The 1,572-nt window shown below is 72.7% G+C and carries 2 protein-coding genes; both read left to right on the top strand.

The genetic code is table 11. From position 1 onward, the window contains the following. Positions 1-877 (top strand): enolase C-terminal domain-like protein (locus tag AB0O00_RS38800; RefSeq protein WP_363659381.1); only part of this gene is annotated, 877 nt, incomplete at its 5' end. Continuing rightward, on the top strand, positions 874-1,572 hold a 699-nt coding region (locus tag AB0O00_RS38795; protein WP_363659380.1), incomplete at its 3' end, for an SDR family oxidoreductase. The genes AB0O00_RS38800 and AB0O00_RS38795, both read left to right, overlap by 4 nt.

Here is a 1,572-nt window from a genome sequence, read left to right as displayed (position 1 = left end):
CTACATCGCCGACGCCCTCACCCCCGCCGAGGCCCTGGAGCTGCTGACCAAGGGCAAGGAGGGCGCCGCCGAGCGCGCCGCCGAGCTGCTCCGGCGCGGCTACCCCGCCTACACCACCTCCCCCGGCTGGCTGGGCTACTCCGACGAGAAGCTCACCCGCCTCGCCAAGGCGGCCATCGCCGACGGCTTCACCCAGATCAAGCTGAAGGTCGGCGCCGACCTCGCCGACGACATCCGCCGCTGCCGCGCCGCCCGCGCCGCCGTCGGACCGGACATCCGGATGGCCATCGACGCCAACCAGCGCTGGAACGTCGGCGAGGCCATCGAGTGGACCAACGCCCTCGCCGAGTTCGACCCGTACTGGATCGAGGAGCCGACCAGCCCCGACGACGTCCTCGGTCACGCCAGCGTCCGGCGCGGCGTCCACCCGGTCAAGGTCGCCACCGGCGAGCACGTGCAGAACCGCATCGTGTTCAAGCAGCTGCTCCAGGCCGGCGCGATCGACGTCCTCCAGCTGGACTCGGCGCGGGTCGGCGGCGTCAACGAGAACCTCGCCATCCTCCTGCTCGCCGCGAAGTTCGGCGTCCCGGTGTGCCCGCACGCCGGCGGCGTGGGCCTGTGCGAGCTCGTCCAGCACCTGTCCATGTTCGACTACGTGGCGCTCACCGGCACCACCGAGGACCGCGTCATCGAGTTCGTCGACCACCTCCACGAGCACTTCCTCGACCCGGTGGTGATCACCGACGGGCACTACCAGGCGCCCACCACGCCCGGGTTCTCCGCCGAGATGTACCAGTCCTCGCTGGACACGTACCTCTACCCGCACGGTACGTTCTGGGCCACCGAACTGGCGCAGACGGAGGAGGCAAGCGCGTGACGACCACAGAACTCGACGGACTGACGGCGCTCGTCACCGGCGGCGCCTCCGGGATCGGCCTCGCCACCGCGTCCCTGCTCGCCGAGCGCGGGGCCCGCGTGGCCGTCCTCGACCTCGACCCGTCGGGGGTGAAGGAGCCCCTGCTGGGCTTCACCGCCGACGTCAGCGACGACGCCTCCGTGCGCGACGCCGTCCGGGCGGCGGCCGAGGCCCTCGGCGGGATCGACGTCCTGGTCAACAACGCGGGCATCGGCGCCATCGGAACCGTGGAGGACAACCTCGACGAGCAGTGGCACCGCGTCCTCGACGTCAACCTGCTCGGCGTCGTTCGCACCACCCGGGCCGCCCTGCCGTACCTGCGCCGCTCGACCCGGGCCGCGGTGGTCAACACCTGCTCCATCGCCGCCACCGCCGGTCTGCCCCAGCGCGCTCTCTACTCGGCCAGCAAGGGCGCCGTGCTCTCGCTCACCCTGGCCATGGCCGCCGACCACGTCCGCGAGGGCATCCGGGTCAACTGCGTCAACCCCGGCACCGTTGACACCCCGTGGGTCGGACGGCTGCTGGACTCCGCGGACGACCCGGCCGCCGAGCGCGCGGCGCTCAACAGCCGCCAGCCGCACGGCCGTCTGGTCACCGCCGAGGAGGTCGCCGCCGCCGTCGCCTACCTGGCCTCCCCGGCCGCCGGCAGCGTCACC

The organism is Kitasatospora sp. NPDC093558, from assembly GCF_040683475.1.
In the GTDB taxonomy this organism is placed as follows: Bacteria; Actinomycetota; Actinomycetes; order Streptomycetales; family Streptomycetaceae; genus Kitasatospora.
This window is presented reverse-complemented; position numbering and strand designations above follow the sequence as displayed.